11 protein-coding genes and 1 pseudogene are annotated in these 14323 nt (G+C 71.3%); 6 read left to right on the top strand and 6 right to left on the bottom strand.

All coding sequences use genetic code 11. From position 1 onward, the window contains the following. Position 1: 1 nt before the first annotated feature. Both ACFHW1_RS03175 and ACFHW1_RS03170 read right to left on the bottom strand, forming a co-directional pair. Positions 2-1045, bottom strand: coding sequence for a heme/hemin ABC transporter substrate-binding protein (locus ACFHW1_RS03175; RefSeq protein WP_416552126.1), 1044 nt, complete (start codon positions 1043-1045; stop codon positions 2-4). Then, a complete protein-coding gene (locus ACFHW1_RS03170) occupies positions 1042-1950 on the bottom strand; it encodes a hypothetical protein (RefSeq protein ID WP_416552127.1) in 909 nt (302 codons plus the stop codon). Before ACFHW1_RS03170 ends, ACFHW1_RS03175 begins: the two co-directional genes overlap by 4 nt. 217 nt (positions 1951-2167) lie before the next feature. Between ACFHW1_RS03170 and ACFHW1_RS03165 the strand changes: the two genes are divergently transcribed. The 3 genes from ACFHW1_RS03165 to ACFHW1_RS03155 all read left to right on the top strand — a co-directional run bounded on the left by ACFHW1_RS03165 (position 2168) and on the right by ACFHW1_RS03155 (position 5683). Continuing rightward, positions 2168-3676, top strand: coding sequence for an HtaA domain-containing protein (locus tag ACFHW1_RS03165; RefSeq protein WP_416552128.1), 1509 nt, complete (start codon positions 2168-2170; stop codon positions 3674-3676). Between the two features lie 100 nt (positions 3677-3776). Continuing rightward, entirely contained in the window at positions 3777-4799 is a 1023-nt protein-coding gene (locus ACFHW1_RS03160) for a WxL protein peptidoglycan domain-containing protein (RefSeq protein ID WP_416552129.1), read from the top strand. Continuing rightward, positions 4796-5683, top strand: coding sequence for a hypothetical protein (locus tag ACFHW1_RS03155; protein WP_416552130.1), 888 nt, complete (start codon positions 4796-4798; stop codon positions 5681-5683). Before ACFHW1_RS03160 ends, ACFHW1_RS03155 begins: the two co-directional genes overlap by 4 nt. 45 nt (positions 5684-5728) lie before the next feature. On the opposite strand, the gene ACFHW1_RS03150 is transcribed toward ACFHW1_RS03155, so the two are convergent. Next, positions 5729-7321: an RICIN domain-containing protein gene (locus ACFHW1_RS03150; RefSeq protein ID WP_416552131.1), complete on the bottom strand. Its 1593-nt coding sequence runs from the start codon at positions 7319-7321 to the stop codon at positions 5729-5731. Between the two features lie 272 nt (positions 7322-7593). On the opposite strand from ACFHW1_RS03150, the gene ACFHW1_RS03145 reads away from it, so the two are divergent. Continuing rightward, positions 7594-8508, top strand: a complete 915-nt coding sequence (locus ACFHW1_RS03145) for an SDR family oxidoreductase (protein ID WP_416552132.1) — start codon at positions 7594-7596, stop codon at positions 8506-8508. On the opposite strand, the gene ACFHW1_RS03140 is transcribed toward ACFHW1_RS03145, so the two are convergent. From ACFHW1_RS03140 to cobF, 3 genes are read right to left on the bottom strand one after another with little or no spacing between them, the layout of a single operon-like run. Further along, positions 8499-9518, bottom strand: a complete 1020-nt coding sequence (locus ACFHW1_RS03140) for a helix-turn-helix transcriptional regulator (RefSeq protein WP_416552133.1) — start codon at positions 9516-9518, stop codon at positions 8499-8501. The genes ACFHW1_RS03145 and ACFHW1_RS03140 overlap by 10 nt on opposite strands. A 2-nt stretch (positions 9519-9520) precedes the next feature. After that, entirely contained in the window at positions 9521-10309 is a 789-nt protein-coding gene (locus tag ACFHW1_RS03135; protein ID WP_416552134.1) for a GntR family transcriptional regulator, read from the bottom strand. Then, positions 10302-11129, bottom strand: a complete 828-nt coding sequence (gene cobF, locus ACFHW1_RS03130; protein WP_416552135.1) for a precorrin-6A synthase (deacetylating) — start codon at positions 11127-11129, stop codon at positions 10302-10304. Before cobF ends, ACFHW1_RS03135 begins: the two co-directional genes overlap by 8 nt. 238 nt (positions 11130-11367) lie before the next feature. Between cobF and ACFHW1_RS03125 the strand changes: the two are divergent. Together ACFHW1_RS03125 and ACFHW1_RS03120 are read left to right on the top strand one after the other, a co-directional pair. Further along, positions 11368-12981: pseudogene (locus ACFHW1_RS03125) on the top strand (amino acid adenylation domain-containing protein); the annotation flags it as partial. Beyond that, the gene (locus tag ACFHW1_RS03120) at positions 12967-14304 is read left to right on the top strand and encodes a hypothetical protein (RefSeq protein ID WP_416552361.1); all 1338 of its coding nucleotides are present in this window, start codon (positions 12967-12969) and stop codon (positions 14302-14304) included. The pseudogene ACFHW1_RS03125 and the gene ACFHW1_RS03120, both read left to right, overlap by 15 nt. Positions 14305-14323 lie beyond the last annotated feature (19 nt).

Raw genomic sequence — 14323 nt, 5'->3', positions numbered from 1 at the left:
GTCACCGGCATTCGTGGATGGCGCGGGCGAGAGCCTGGATCGCCTTGCCGGTACGGGTGCCGAAGTTGAGCAGCACGGTGTCGTCCATGTCGATGATCCGTCGCTGCTGGCCGGCCGGGGTCTGGGCGACGCCGGGCATGGCGACCAGGCCGTCCACCCCGCCGACCGATTCGAGGCCCTTGGACATCACCAGGATGACGTCCGGTGCGGCGTTGATCAGACCCTCGCTGGTCAGCGGCCGGAACCGGGCCAGTCCGATGGCGGTGCCGGCGTCCTCGCCGCCGGCTGCGGCGATCATCGCGTCCGAGCCGGCGCCTTCGCCGCCCATCAGGTAGACGCCGGCGGTGCCGCGCAGGTAGAGGAAGGCGACCCGGGGTCGCTCGGCGTCGTCCGCGATGCCGTCGCGGGCGGCGGCGATCTCGCCCTCGACCCGGGCGACGAGTGCCTCGCCGGCGTCGGCGACGCCGAGCGCGGTGGCCACCTCACGGATGTGCACCGGTACGGCGGCCAGGCTCTGCTCGTCGCCGATCCGTACCACCGGAATGCCGGCGGCGCGGAGCTGGTCGAGCACCTCGGGCGGGCCGATGCTGTCGTCGAGCAGCACCACGCTGGGGTCCAGCGCCATGACCGCCTCGGTGGACAGGTCGTGTCCGCCGGGGGTGACCAGCGGCAGGTCGGCGGCGGCTGGGAAGTCGGTGGAGGTGTCCCGCCCGACGACCCGGTCACCGAGGCCGAGGCTGAAGACGATCTCGGCGATGGAGCCGTACAGGTTGACCGCGAGGATGCGGTCGGCGTCGGTCACCGTGACCCGGTCGCCGGCGGCGTCGGTGACGGTGACCGGCAGCGCCGGCTGCGGCGCCGGTTCCAGCGGGGTCACCGCGTCGTCGGCGACGACGGCGGTGACCGGCCCGCAGGTCGCCGGTTCCGGTGCAGCACCGGGGTTGGCGGCGCTGTCCGCGCAGGCGGCCACCGGGTTGGCGAGCAGCGCGGCGGCGAACAGCCCGACCAGCGTCGGGCGGTTCACCACCAGCGTCGGGCGGTTCACGACCGGCCCCGGCGGTGCCGGCGGCGGACAGCGGACAGCCCGGCCAGCGCCAGTACGCCGAGCGCCAGCAGGATCAGCGTGCTGCTCCACCACCGGCCGGCCGGGCCGACGGTGCTGACCCGGGTGACCGCCAACCCGGTCGGGTCGGTGCCGGCGACGGCGGTCGGGCCGGCGGTGTCGTCGGTCGGCTGGCCGGTGGCGGCACTGGCGGCTGGTGCGGAGCCGCTGGGGTCACCGGCCGTACCGTCGGTGTCGGACGGGCCTGCGGCGTCGCCGGTCGCCGGGGCCGGTGGCGCAGTGGTCCGGTCCGGGCTACCGGCCGCCGGGGCGGCGCTGGTGCGGGTGGGCGCGGCGGCGGCCGCGAAGCTGATCGGGACGCGTACGTCCTGACTGCGGTCGCTGGTCCGGGTGTGGTCGGCGCGGGTGACCACCGAGCAGGTGCGAACGGTGCAGTCGACGTCGCCGATTCTCCTGGTCAGCGGGATTCGGACCTGGAACGAGCCGTCTTCGCCGTACGGCACGGCAAGTCCTTCGCCGTACAACGGGGGGTTGCTGGAGATCCAGTGCGAGCTGCCGCTGCCGCCGGAGGTGTCAACCCCGCCGCCGCACGGTGTGGGCAGCGCCCCGTCGCCGTTGTCCACACAGAATCCGACGTAGATGCCCTTGTTGGTGTCGTACCCGGTGCCGGTAACCGTGACGGTCGCGCCGGAGCGACTGATGCCGGTGGAGTCGGAGACGGTGAGTCGCTGGCCGCCGGATCCGGTCGCGGAGGTGTCCGCGTGGGCCGGCGACGCCAACGGTGGTGCGGCGAGTACGGCGGTGGTCGCGACGGCAGCGGTCGCGGCGGTGGCGGTTACGACCGCCAAGGTCGCGGTGACCCGGCCGCTGAGCAGCGGCGTTGGCATGGATGATCCCTCCGACGATTGTCGGTTGAGTTATCAATGAAGGTTTGCCTAACCTAAGTCATCGCCGCAGTTCGGGGCAAGGGTCCGACCGGTTCGAAGATCGGGTACCCCCGCCGGAGGTGTTCGTTGTTAGGTATGGCTAACCTAATCCCGATCACATGCCGTGTCCACAGCAGAAATGGAACACGGTGAGTAACTATCCGGAAAGGACCAGTCGATGATCACATCCAGAGCTGGTGCTCTGGGGCGACGGTCGGCGACCTGGGCGGCCGCGGCCGTACTGGGCACCGCGACCGCACTCGTCGGCGCCGCACCCGCAGTGGCTGCCCCTGCCGACATCACCGAGGGAAGCCTGAACTGGGGCTTCAAGGAGTCGTTCCGCAACTACGTGTCGTCCGGCGACGGCAACCCGCCGATCGCGGTGAGTGGCGGTGCGTCGATCAACGCCGATGGCACGTTCGCCTTCCCGTCCACCGGCGGCAGCTACGACGCCGAGACCGGTGAGACGAACGCCACGTACGGCGGCACGGTCGTCTTCTCGTTCCCGGCGCACACGTTCACCATCACCCTGGCCAACCCGACGGTGGCCACCTCCGGCGGCACCGGCGTCCTCAAGGCCGACGTCGAACTGGAAAGCACCGCGTTCCCGTCGGTCGACGTCACCCAGGCGGTCATCGCCGACCTCACCACCACCGACGCCAACCTGGCGGCTGGTGCGGACGGCATCACCGGCACCGACCTGACCGCCATTCTGACCGCTGAGGGCGCCGCCGCATTCGCCGGCTTCTACCCGGCCGGTGAGGTCCTCGATCCGCTGTCGTTCGAGGCGGTCACCTCCGGCGGCGGTGGACCGGCCGCTCCGTCGGTCGACGTCAACCCGGACACCGACGTCGATTCGGCCGGCGCCACCATCACCGTCGACGGCAGCGGCTTCGACCCGCAGGCCAACGACGCCGCCGGGATCTACGTGTCGTTCGGCCCGAAGGTCGACGAACACTGGACCAACGCCAGCGTCCTGCAGGTCACCAAGTGGGTGAGCAGCACCAACGAGCCGACCGACGCCCGGGACACGATGAACCCGGACGGCTCGTTCAGCACCACGCTGCCGATCAGTGCCCAGTACACCGACCGCAACGGCAACGCGGTCGACTGCACCGTCACCCAGTGCTATGTGATCACCTTCGCTGCGCGCGGGTCCGCCGACCGCAGTCAGGACACCTTCACTCCGATCAGCTTCGCGGCCCCGGCCGGCGGCGGCGACGCCAGCCAGCAGATTGCCGCGACCGTGCTGGGCGGCGGCCCGCTCACGCTCAGCGTGGCCGGTTCGTCGGTCACCCTGCCGCCGACCGGCAACGGCGCCGTCACCAGCGGCGAGCTGAACACCGCCACCGTGTCCGACCTGCGCGGCACCAACGCCGGCTGGAGTCTGGTCGGCCAGGTGGGTGACTTCGTCGCCGCCGGCGGCGCGGTCATCGCGGCGGACAACCTCGGCTGGGCGCCCACCGCATCTGTGGTGGACGACCCGCTGGTCGGGCAGAGCGGCACGGTCACCCCGGGCGCGGTGGCCGACCCGGGTGCCGGACTCGGCACCGCCCGGGCCCTGTGCACCTCGGCAGCCGGCGCCAGCGCCGGCAGCTTCACCTGCGGCGCGCAGCTCAACCTCGGCGTACCCGCTGCGGCGGCGCCGGGCGACTACACCGCGACCCTGACGCTGACCTTGTCCTGAGGATCAGCTCCCAGCTGATCCTGTCCTGAGGATCAGCCACACCGGCCGGTGCGGGGCCGCGACGGTCCCGCACCGGCCACCGGCCCGACTGGAGCGCCCGATGTCCGCCCCGCCCACCCGTCGCCCGAACCGCCGCCGCGCCACCATCGGCCTGCTGGTGGCCGGACTGCTCGCGTTGCCCGGCGCCACCCCGGCCGCCGCTCAGCCGGCCGGTCCGGCTCCAGCCGACGCGGTCACCTGGGCGGTGCAGCCGTCCAGCGCGGACGGGCCGACCGGACGCAACTACTTCGTCTACGACCTCGCCCCAGGCGCGGAGATCACCGACCATGTCGCGGTGCGCAACCTCGGCGACCAGGACCGGACGTTCACCGTGTACGGCACCGACGGGTTCCTCACCGAAGACGGGGCGTTCGCCCTGCTCCCGGCCGACGAACCGGCCACCGACGTCGGCACCTGGATCCACTTCGACCAGCGAGAGTACGCAGTGCCGGCCGGGGACCGGCTGGACATCCCGTTCCGCCTGACGGTGCCGGCCAACGCGACACCCGGCGACCACGCCGGCGGGGTGATCGGTTCCATCGCCCAGCTCCGTACCGACGCCAGTGGCCAGCAGGTCAACGTCGACCAGCGGGTCGCCGCCCGGGTCTACCTGCGGGTCGACGGCCCGGTCCGGCCGTCGGTCGACGTCGAATCGATGAGCATCAGCTACGACGACCCGGTCAGCCCGTGGAGCGACGGTGACGTGGAGGTCAGCTACCAGGTGCGCAACACCGGAAACATCCGCGTCGGTGGTACGGGTGCGGTGCTGCTGGACGGCCCGCTGGGTTGGGAGCTGGCCCGCACCGATCCGGTCGACCTGCCCGAACTGCTGCCCGGCAGCACCTTTACGGTGACCGAGCGGATCACCGGCGTACCGCCGGCGCTGCGGCTGACCGCCACCGTCGATCTGGCCCCGACCACAGTGGACGAGGCGTTGCCGCCGGTCACCCGTACCGCCGGGGTCTGGGCGCCGCCGTGGTTGCTGCTCGCCGCGATCGTCGCCCTCGCCGGGTGGCTCGGGGTACGCCGCTGGCGTACCCGCCGCACGGCCTCCGGCACCGCCCCGACCAGCACCGCGCCGTGATCGGCCGGCGAACCTCGGTGTGCGCCCTGGCCCTGGTCCTGGTCGCCGGGGCCGGCGGCCTGCCGTCGGCACCCGCGACCGCCACCGCGCCCCAGGTCGCCGTCGCACCGGCTGACGCCCCCGTTGGTGAGTCGGTGAGCGTCACGCTGACCGGCTGGCCGACCGGCACCGTGCAGCTGGAGGTCTGCGGCAACCGGGCCCGCCGGGGCGCGCTCGACTGCGCCACCGGATCGGCCCGACAGCTGTACGTCGCCGACCCGCAGCCGGTCGCCGCCCAGCTCACCGTCGCCGCGCCGCCGGTGGCCTGCCCCTGCGTGGTTCGCGCCCGGGCCCTCGCCTCGGACGAGGAGGACGCGGTGGTGGTATCGGTGGCCGGCATCGCCGCGATCGACGTCACCGATCTGACCGCACCGGTTGCCCCGGCCGGGCCCGATCTGGCGGGGCTCCGGCTGGCCGGGGTGAGCGTGGCACCGGCCGAGCGGAACTGGTTGGCCCTGTTCGCCCTACGCGGCGAGATCACCATCGACGTCGACCTGCGCAACGACGGCACCGCCGAGGTCGGTGCGGCGCAGCTGTCCCTGCTGACCGGCCGGCCCGGCCGCGCGACATCAGTGGTCGAGGCCACCGACATCGCGCCGCTGCCGGCGGGGCATGGCACAACGGTCCGGATCGTGGTGCCGGTCGACGGACCGCTGTACGGCCGGTACGCCGTGCTGGGGCGGTTGACCACGGCGGAGATGGTTGGCGGCTCCGCCGCGGTGGAGTTCGAGGTGCAGACCGAGCGGTACCCGTGGGGCTGGGCGGCGGTGGCCGGCCTGCTGATCCTGGTGCTGCTGGTACGGCAGTTCGTCGGGTGGCGGCGCGCCGGTCAGCTGAGCGGCTGAGCCGGCGCGGCGGCCAGCTGGCGGTGCCGCCGCGCCGGCCGGTCGTCAGCAGCGGTTGATGGTCGAGTTGTTCAGCGCGATGTTGCGGATGACGATGTTCTGCCCGCACGGGTTTTCGTTGATCTGCGAATTGGTCAGCGTCAGGTTCTGCAGGGTGATGTCGCGCGACACCGGGAACTCGGTGCGCGAGGCGATCCGTACGTCCGAGCCGTTGACCGAACCGGAGACCGCCGCGATGTTCACGTTGTAGCAGTTCTCCAGCAGGATCGAGTTGCTGCCGGTGCCAGAGATGTCGATCCGGTCGATGACCACGCCGCCGGACTCCGACACGCAGAAGATGCCCCGGCCGCCGCCCCGGGCGACGACTGTGCCGACCCGGATGTTCGTCGGGTAGCTGTTGCCGACCCGGCCGTTGCGGTTGGCCATCCGGAAACCGGCGTAACCGGTGCCGGTGCCGGCACCCTGCGCATCGACGGTGCCGACGGTCGCGTTGATGGTGTCGTTGAGTATCAGGCCGGAGTAGCCGGTGTTGCGGGCGGTGACGGTGCCGATGGTCAGGCCGTCGACCCCGTACGTCTCGACGCCGTGGTTGCTGGTGCCCTGGACGTACACGTCGTCGATGCGTACGTTGCGGGTCCGTTGGCTGCGGTCGCCGTGGTTGTCGATCCGGATGCCCAGGCCGGCGGTGACCCGGATGTCGATCTGGCCGAGGGTGATGTTGGTTCCGTTGCGGACGAAGATTCCGTACTGCGGGTTGCCGGTGATGTTGAGCCGGGTCACCTCGACGTCGGTGACGCCGCGGGCGTACACCACCGCCTGGTCGCCGGAACCGGAACCGGTGACGTTGACCGTGCCGCAGACCTCGAGCGTCGTGTACGACGGGAGGGACAACCGAGAGTTGGCGCTGATCGAACCGGAGCCGCGGACCACGACCTTCTGCTTGCTGCTGCGGCCGGACGACAGGCTGTTGACAGCGGCCTGCATCGCCGAGAGCATGCTCGATCCGGTGTATACCGTGCTGCTGCCGTTGCGGGCGGTCCAGGTCGAGCCGTTGAGTACCGCTTCGGCGTGGAACGATCCGGACCCGCAGCCGCCGGAGCTGTCCAACCGGACCATCTGCCACTGCTGGTTCCAGCCGTTGAGGTCCCGGTACTGGGAGATGATCCCGCCGTCGGCGGTGGACCACTGCCACACGTCGAGAGCCTTGTTGCTGTGCCGGCTGATGAAGCGGACGTAGCCGCTGTCCGAGTCGGCGAGCCGGAAGTGCTGCCGGGTGCTGCCGTTGTCGTAGTTCTGAATCAGCTGGGCGCCGTCGACTGCGTTCGGCAGCTCCAGGTACTTGCCGCTGTGCCGAGATCTGATCTTGTAGTAGCCGCTGCCGACGTCTACGAACTGCCACTGCTGCGCCGCGCTGTCGTTGCGCGTCCACTGGACGATCGGTGCGCCGTCATGGGTTGCCCCGCCGTAGAGATCGATTGCCTTGCCGCTGTGCCGGCTGAGCATCACGTACCAGGCGCCGGTGTCGACGGTGGCAGCTGCGGCGTACTGCACGCCAACCGCCGCGCCGGTTGCGACCATGGCGGTCGTAGCGAGCGCCACGACGCCGGTGCGCCAGCGCCGCCATCTGGTGGTTGTCATGGAACCTCCTGGGTTGTCGGAGACTGCTTCTGTCTGGTCGCGCCCCAACCGCGACGAGGAAAGGGCTTTCCTGCTGTTACGGCAATGTATCGATCGCATTCAATAGAGTCAACACTGTCGATATCCTCCATGCCACGGCAAGCTGCTCCGTGATCCCGCGAAGGTTCCGTCGAGAGGTTTGCCGGGAGGGTCTGGTTCTGCAGGGAGGGCCCGTCGGAAGAATCTGAAAAAGCTGACGTCGGATGTCAGGTTTTGCTGGCACCGTCAGCGGCATGACCACACCACTGAACGGTAGGACAGCACTGGTCGCCGGGGCGACCCGGGGCGCCGGCCGGCGGATCGCCATCGAACTCGGCGCCGCCGGCGCCACCGTCTACGTCACCGGTCGCAGCACCCGACGGCAACGTTCCGAGATGGACCGCCCGGAAACCATCGAGGAAACCGCCGAACTGGTCGACGCCGCCGGCGGCACCGGAGTCGCGGTGCCGACCGACCACCTGGAACCGGACCAGGTCCGCGCCCTGGTGCAGCGGATCGACCGAGAACAGGGCCGGCTCGACGTGTTAATCAACGACATCTGGGGGGCCGACCATCTGACCGACTTCGAGTCGCCGATCTGGGAGCAGCCGCTGGACCGCGGCCTGCGGACGCTGCGGCTCGCCATCGACACCCACCTGATCACCAGCCACTACGCGCTGCCGCTGCTGATCCGCCAGCCGGGCGGGCTGGTGGTGGAGATGACCGACGGCACCGCCGATTACAACGGCACCCACTACCGCGAGTCGGTCTTCTACGACACGGCCAAGAACGCCGTCATCCGGCTGGCCTTCGCCCAGGCCGAGGAGCTGCGGCCGTACGACGCGACAGCGGTGGCGCTAAGCCCGGGTTGGATCCGGTCCGAGGCGATGCTGGATCACTTCGGGGTGACCGAGGCGAACTGGCGCGACGGCACCGCCAAGGACCCGCACTTCGCCATCTCCGAGACACCGGCGCTGGTCGGCCGGGCAGTGGTCGCTCTCGCCGCCGATCCGCAGGTGTCCCGGTTCACCGGGCGGTCACTGTCCAGTGGGCAGCTGGCCCGCGAGTACGGCTTCACCGACGTCGACGGCAGCAGCCCGGACGCGTACCGCTACATCGTCGAGGTCGTCGAGACCGGCCGGCCGGCGGACACCACCGGTTACCGCTGACCGGCGGTATCGCCGTACAGCGCGGCGAGCCGGCGGGCGGCGTCGCGCATCCGGTCCCGTAGCACGGGTGGGGCGAGCACCTCCACCTCCGGTCCGAGCGCCTGCAGTTGGCTGTACGCCACGTCGGGCGACTCGACCGGCAGCCGGGTGTGCACCCAGCCCTGAGCGTCGGGTGGCCCGGCCGCCTCATACGCTGCCTGGGCGGCCGGTGCCTCCACCGCCCAGCGCAGCGCCCGCAGCCCGGCCGGACTCAGCCGTACGACGATCTCGTCGACCAGAATGCTGCGGACGAAGTCGGCGGTGCCGGCCGCCCACACCTCGGCCAGATCGAAGCGGTGGTCGCGGTCGAAGACGTCGCCGGTGGCCTCGACTGCGGCGATCCGGTCCACCCGGTAGATCCGGTAGCCGTCGTTGACCTGGCCGACGCCGTTGACCTGGCCGACCTCGGGGACTCTGCCGACCAGGTACCAGGTGCCGTTCTTGAGCACCAGACCGTACGGCTGCACCGTTCTGACCACCTCGGTGCCGCCCCGCCGGTAGTTGAGTCGGACCACCTGGTCCTGCCAGGTCGCGCGGGCCAGGTCGGCCAGCGCCGGCGGCGGATCGGCCTGCCGGAACCAGCCGGGCGCGTCCAGATGGAACCGCTGCCGGGCTCGGCCGGCGGCGTCGCGCAGCCCGACCGGCAGCGCGGCGGTCACCTTGAGCTGGGCTACCCCGAGTACGTCGGCGAGGCCCATCTCATCGGCCGGTCCGGGCAGCCCGGACAGGAAGAGCGTCTCCGCCTCGGCCCGGCTCAGCCCGGTCAGCCGGGTCCGGTAGCCGTCCAGCAGCCGGTACCCGCCGGCCCGGCCCTGGTCGGCGTAGACCGGCACCCCGGCGGCGGACAGCGCCAGCACGTCGCGGTAGATGGTGCGCTCGGAAACCTCCAGCTCGCGGGCCAGCTCCGCGGCGGTCATCGTCTCCCGGGACTGCAGCAACAGGACCAGGGAGATCAACCGGGCGACCCGCACGGTCAGCGCCCGGCGGGTGAGCGCAGGGGGGATCCGTCGGCCACCCGCAACTGGTACGCCCGGTGCGGTGCCCAGCCGGCGACCAGGCTGAACCGGTCGCCACGGACGAAGGTCTCCCGCCATTCGACGGGCCGCCCGTCGGCCCGGCCGATCCGTTCAACGGCGAGCAGACCGACGCCCCGGCCGATGTCCAGCCGCCGGCGCTGCTCGGCGGTGGGCACGATGGCGTGGATGCGTTCCTCGCCGTCGGTGACCCGGACCTCGTGCCTGGCCAGCTCACTGTAGATGCCGGTACCGGTCAGGTCGGTGGTGAGCAGCGGCCGGGCCAGCTCGGCCAGCAGCCAGACCCGGTCGGTGGCCAACGGTTCGTCGTCGGCGAACCGGAGCCGTTCCAGATGTACGAAGCGGGTGTCCGGGTCCAGCCCGAGCCGGGCCGCGACGGCGACGTCGCCCCGCAGGTCGCGGGCGAGTACCTCGTTGCGCTGGCGCATTCCCCGCGCCTGCACCTCTTGGAAGAGCGAGTAGAGAGCACCGAGCGGCTGCTCGATCCGCTGTTGATGGACGGCGGTACGTCGGCCCCGGGCCGAGTCCAGCACCCCGGCCTGGCGTAGCCGGCGCAATGCCTCCCGTACCGTGTGCCGGCTGACGCCGTACTCGTCGACCAGCTCGTGCTCGCCGGGGAAGCCGGCGGCGAACCCGCCGGCGGTCAACCGGCGGACCAGGTCGTCGTGCAGCTGGGCCCACAGCGGCATTGGGCTGTCCCGGTCGACCGGCTGGGCCTGGTCAGTCATCGTCTGCCTGATCGTCTCGCGTCTGCTGTCCGGTCTTCTGGCGCTGTCCGGTTGTCTGGACAAGGTTACGCCGCAGCAGGTACGTGTCCATGATCCAGCCCTTGCGGCGGCGGGCCTCGGCGCGTGCGGTGACGACCCGGTCGGCCACCCGGTGCACCGGGCCGGCGATCAGGATCTCGTCCGGGGTGCCGAGGTACGCCCCCCAGTAGATGTCAATGCCGTCTGCGGCGGTGAACCGGGTGAAGGCGCACTGCGCGTCGAGCATCACCACCAGGTCGTCCACGCCGGCCGGGAAGCCCTCGTCGGCGAGCCGACGGCCGGTGGTGATCAGCACCGGGCGGCCGATCCGGTTCAGCGCGATCCGGTGCCGGGCGGTCAGCACGGCGACGCTGCTGATCCCCGGGACCACCTGGTGGTCGAACTCGACGACGTCGCGATCCCGCAGGTCGTCGAGGATGGCGAGGGTGCTGTCGTACAGCGCGGGGTCGCCCCAGACCAAGAAGGCGCCGCAGCCGCCGTCGGGTAGTTCGTCGCGGATCAGCTGGGCGAAGCGGTCGGCGCGGCGGCGGCGCCAGTCCTCGACCGCGGCCTGGTAGTCCGCCGCGGCCCGGTCCCGCTCCGGGTCGGCGATCTCAACCGCCCGGTACGCCCCGGTGGTGTGCCGGCGCAGAATCTCCTGCCGCAACGCCGCCAGGTCCTGCTTGACCGCGCCCTTGTCGAGCAGGAAGAACACGTCGACCCGACGCAGCGCCTCGATCGCCTGCACAGTCAGGTGGTCGGGATCGCCGGCCCCGATCCCGATGATCAGTATCTCTCGCACCCGAGAGAGTGTGCCGCACCTCGACCGGGCGGAGGTAGTCGCGGGCAGCAGCGAACAGGGCAACCCGTGCCGGCGGGACTTCCGCCAAGATCCGCCCGTCTTAACCGATTTCTTACGACTCTTACGAATTTATTACCGATCATCACTGTCTGTGGGCTAATAGCCACTTGCGCGGTTCGATGGAGGGGAAGCGCACCGTCCTCCTTGGCCGGTGCTCGACATCGAGAAAGGGGCAGTCATGCCACAGCGAGGTTCCGCCCTCCCGGCGACCCGCTCCCGGGCCAGCGCCGTGCGGCAACGCGGCATTCCCGGCACCGCCGCTGCTGCGGCCGGCGCCGGACCGTTGGCCAGCCTGTCCGAGCAGGACAGACAACTGTTCCGCCGATTCGGCTACGGTCCCACCGAGCCGATCGGCTCCACCCGCATCCAGCACGCGATCGAACAGTGGGCCGTCCGCACTCCTGACACGGTCGCCGTCGAACACCTCGGCGAACGCATCACCTACCGACAACTCAATCAGCAGGCGGACCGTCTCGCCGCCCGGCTGATCGCCGATGGGACACGTCCGGGCGACCGGGTCGGCGTGTTCATGCGCCGGTCGATCCCCATGGTGGTCGGCATCCTCGCCGCCCTGAAGGCCGGCGCCGCGTACGTGCCCCAGCACGCCGGGGTGGCCACCGAGGCCCACCTGCGGCACGTCACCGAGACCGCCGAGATCCGGATCGTGCTGACCAGCACCGAGACGATCGGTGAGCTGCCGCACCTGCCGGGCCGGGCGCTGATCACCGTCGACGAACTGCTCACCGAACCGCTGACGGACCCGGCGTACCCGGTCGTCCCGGCCGGCCCGACCAGCCCGGACGACGGCTGCTACGTGCTGTTCACCTCCGGTACCACCGGCCGGCCCAACGGGGTCACCGTCACCCACCGCAACGTGTGCAATCTGCTCCTGCCCGCCCCCGGCGACCTGGGCATCCAGCCGGGATGGCGGGTCGGGCAGATCCTCAACATCGCCTTCGACATGGCTGCCTGGGAGATCCTCGGATGCCTCAGCCACGGCGGCACCCTGGTCGTCCGGGGACGGGACATCGCGGCGACGGTCGAGACGGTGGACGTGGTGATCGCCACCCCGAGCGTGCTGGGCACCATCGACCCGGACCGGTGCCGCCGGGTCAAGACGGTCGCCGTGGCGGGCGAACCGTGCCCACGGGAGCTGGCCGACCGGTGGGCCCGGCAGGCGGTCTTCTACAACGGCTGCGGACCGACCGAGACCACCATCGTCAACACCATGCACCGGCACGACCCCACGTCCGGACGGCTCACCATCGGCCGGCCGACCCCGAACAACACCGTGTACGTGCTGGACGCCGACCGCCGGCCCTGCCCGATCGGCGAGGTGGGGGAGATGTGGGCGGGGGGTGACTGCGTGTCGGTCGGCTACCTCGGCGATCCCGAGCTCACCGGGCAGCGGTACGCCCCGGATCCGTTCCTCGGCGGTGGACGGATGATGTTTCGTACCCGGGATCTCGGGCGCTGGACGCCCGACGGTGAGCTGGAGCATCTCGGCCGCACCGACGACCAGGTCAAGGTCCGTGGGTTCCGGGTCGAGCTGGATTCGATCTCCGCCGTCCTGGAATCGGTGCCGGGGTGCCGTCGGGCGGCGACGATCAAGGTCGACAACCGTACGCTCGTGTCGTTCGTCGCCCCGGCGACCGTGGACCCGACGGCGGCGCGGGACGCGGTCGCCCGGACCCTGCCGTACTACTGTGTGCCCCAGCAGGTGCACGTCCTCGAGTCGCTGCCGGTGACCGACCGGGGCAAGATCGACAAGACGGCGCTGCGCCGGCTGCTGGACCGTCCGGCTCCGTCCGAAATACCGGCTCCGCTGCCGTGGCCGCGCCGGATCCTCAGCCATCCCCGGCTGGCGCCGTACCACCGGCTGGCCGCGCTGGTCCTGGTCGGCAACGCCGCGCTGCTGTACTACGCGCTGACCACCGGTGGCTGGTGGCGGGCGACCGACGGCGGCCTGGCGAACCTGTCCTACGCCGCTCTGGCCAACGTCGCCCTGGCCGTGGTGATCCGCCAGCAGTACGTGATCAACCTGCTGTTCTGGCTGGCCACCCGGGCGCCGACCCGGTGGCCGCTGCGCCTGCGGTGGGGGCTGGGCAAGGTGTACCACTTCGGTGGGCTGCACGTCGGTGGCGCACTCGCCGGCACCGCCTGGTTCGCCGGGTACGTCGCCGAACTGACCCGGCAGGCGCTGGCCGACCGGGCCGTCACCGCTGTACTGGTGCTGTCCTACCTGCTGATCGCGCTGCTGCTGGCATTGGTGGCGACCGCACTGCCGCCGGTCCGCGGCCGCCGGCACGACCTGTTCGAGCGGGTCCACCGGTTCGGCGGGTGGGCCGCGTTGATCCTCCTGTGGGCCCAGACGGTGCTGGTCGTCGACGGTACCCGCGACGGTACGCCGCTGGCTGGCGCGCTGCTCGGCTCGCCGCCGCTGTGGACCCTTGCCCTGCTCACCGTGAGCGTCGCCCTGCCGTGGCTGCGACTGCGCCGGGTACCGGTGCAGGTGGACCGGCCGTCGGGCCACGTGGCCCTGCTGACGTTCGGCCACACCACCCCGTTCGCCGGCTCGTCCACCGCGATCAGCCGTCGTCCGCTGCTCGAATGGCACTCGTTCGCCAACGTGCCGGCACCCGGTGAGCGCGGCTTCCGACTGACCGTCTCCCGGGCCGGCGACTGGACCGGTGCGTTGATCGATGAGCCGCCGAACCGGATCTGGGTCAAGGGCATCACCACCGCCGGCGTGGCCAACATCGAGACCCTGTTCACCCGGGTGGTGTACGTCGCCACCGGCAGCGGCATCGGGCCGGTGCTGCCGCATCTGCTGGCCGGCAAGGTGCCGGCGCACCTGGTCTGGTCCACCCGCAGCCCGCGGGCGACCTACGGCGACGAACTAATCGACGAGATCCTGCGGGTGCAGCCCGACGCCACCATCTGGGACACCGCGCGGCGCGGCAAGCCGGACATGGTGGCCCTGGCGCTCCAGGCGTGGCGGGCCACCAGTGCCGAAGCGGTGATCTGTATCGCCAACCAGAAGCTCACCCGGCAGGTGGTCCACGGGCTGGAGCGCCGGGGGATCCCCGCCTACGGCGCTATCTGGGACTCGTGAAACCGGGACCGGCCGACCC

The organism is Micromonospora sp. LOL_014, from assembly GCF_048060245.1.
Classification (GTDB): Bacteria; Actinomycetota; Actinomycetes; order Mycobacteriales; family Micromonosporaceae; genus Micromonospora_E.
The sequence above is the reverse complement of the archived record's forward strand: the minus strand, read 5'-3'. Positions and strand labels throughout refer to the sequence as shown.